This is a genomic window from Peloplasma aerotolerans, from assembly GCF_030012175.1.
Taxonomy (GTDB): Bacteria; Bacillota_I; Bacilli_A; order Acholeplasmatales; family Acholeplasmataceae; genus Peloplasma; species Peloplasma aerotolerans.
In genome coordinates this window covers 1-2155 of record NZ_JASCXW010000070.1, presented here as the reverse complement: position 1 = coordinate 2155, position 2155 = coordinate 1, and the positions used below count along the sequence as shown (strand labels likewise).

General features: G+C 30.9%; 2 protein-coding genes. Both read left to right on the top strand.

All coding sequences use genetic code 11. The features are described from left to right. Window positions 1–113 precede the first annotated feature (113 nt). Window positions 114–1373 carry an IS21 family transposase gene (gene istA, locus QJ521_RS09560; RefSeq protein WP_282840253.1) on the top strand — a complete coding sequence of 420 codons (1260 nt, stop codon included), beginning with the start codon at window positions 114–116 and terminating at the stop codon, window positions 1371–1373. Next, window positions 1366–2118, top strand: a complete 753-nt coding sequence (gene istB / locus QJ521_RS09555; RefSeq protein WP_282840251.1) for an IS21-like element helper ATPase IstB — start codon at window positions 1366–1368, stop codon at window positions 2116–2118. Before istA ends, istB begins: the two co-directional genes overlap by 8 nt. Window positions 2119–2155: the final 37 nt, after the last annotated feature.

Here is a 2155-nt window from a genome sequence, read left to right as displayed (position 1 = left end):
ATATAAATGCTAATATAAGAATACCCAATAGTGTGCAGATAAGAATCCCCACTTCTAATCACTAAAGGTATTCTTTTTTGATACAATAATCTTTGTGAGAGGAAGGTTATTGTATGACAAAAATAATAATAGAACACATCGAAAAAGTAGATGACCTACTACTATTTAGTAGAGCTTATCAGAAAGGAACAATCAAAGTGAATATCACAAAACTTGCAGAACATTTGGGAAAAGATAGGAAAACCATTAGACGCTATCTTAAAGGCGATGTACCAAAGAAAACAAAGGATAGAATAAAGTATTTAGATCAACACCAAGCATACATCAAGCAAGTCTTAACAGATAAGTATCAAAGCTTTGATTACATTGATCACTTATTTAAATACTTACAACGAGAAAAAAAGATTACCTGTTCAAGATCAACATTAAACAGATATATCAGAAAAAATGAAGAATTAAATACACTTTTCAAACGTAAGAAAACAAACCAGTTTACAATGAGATTTGAAACTGAACCTGGATATCAAGCACAGTTTGATATGAAAGAAAAAATAAAGATCATTAAAAAGACAGGTGAAGTCGTTACAGCATATATACCAACACTAACTTTATCATGGTCAAGATATAACAGTCGTATCTTAACCCTAGACACAAAAACAGAAACTCTGCTATCTTTTCTAGCAAAAACATTTGAAGAAATTGGTGGTGTGCCTAAAGAACTCGTCATTGACAACTTAAAGCAATTTGTAGAGAAACCACGATATAAAGATAGTCCAGCAGTCTTAACATCAACATTCGATGAATTTTGTAAAGATTACAACATAGAAGTTAAGCCTTGTATGCCCTATAGGCCACAAACCAAGGGAAAGACAGAGACACAAAACAAAATTGTAGAGCAACTTAAAAATTATAATGGAACATATCAGGATTTAATAGATATGCATGATCAATTAGAACTGATTAACAAAGAAGATAATTTATCTATATCACAAGCTACAAAGTTCCCAAGAATCTTTTTATTAGAAAAAGAAAAAGGTGACCTTAATCCCCTTCCGACTAAAGAAGTTAGACAAAAGTATCACCTAAGCTTAAATGAAGTTTACGTCTCCAATGAATCTCTTATTTCCTACAAATCAAATAAATATTCTGTAGCTAAGAAATTTATTGGTTTAAAAGTAGGACTTTCGGTCATTAGAGATGAACTTCATATCTATTATAACAATAAAATCATCTGTGTGCACAAAATAACGAATCATTTATTAAATATAAAGAAAGAACATAATCTGTTCTATATGAAACATCCATCAAATCGAGAAGATGATTTATCTGATGAACATATCATCCATGAAATGAGGCATATAAACTATGATTAACGACGTATTAGAGCAATTAACCTATTTAAAGCTAAAGAGCGCATATAGTTATTTAAAAGAGCTGCATATCAATGATCAGATCAGTCCATCTGAATTAAAGGGGCTTTATAAAGTGTTACATAAAGAAGTCATCGCTAAAGAGGAAAACAATCAATTATACAATGTCAAGGTAGCAGGGTTCCCCTTTTTAAGAAAACTTGATGATTATGATTTCTCATTTCAACCCACTGTAAACGAAGATAAAGTCAGATCGATTAGCGCATCAAACTTTTACGATGAGGCCGTTAATATCGTGTTTATAGGTAACCCGGGTGTTGGTAAAACACATTTAGCAATCGCCATCGGTTATGAGGTCGCAATCAAACGAAATAGTGTATATTTTATTAAGTTTAATAAACTGATTACCATATTAAAAAATGCCTATCATGAAGGCACTTTTGATAAACGCGTGAAACACTTTTTTAAATATAAATTATTAATTATAGATGAAGTGGGTTTTAATGAAATTTCACCTTTAGAATCTAAACTCTTCTTTCAACTGATCGATTTAAGGTATACCAAGCGTTCAACCATCTTTACGAGTAATATGACATTTGATAAGTGGCCGCAAATCTTAGGTAATGATGAAATGATTACTAAAGCAATTTTAGATCGAATTCTGCATCACTCATATCTATTTAATATATCAGGCCCTTCATATAGAATAAAAGATAAACTTAAGATGAATAAAACTGAGGAAGCTTAAATGCACACTTTTGGGGAATTTTATATTGACATTTATA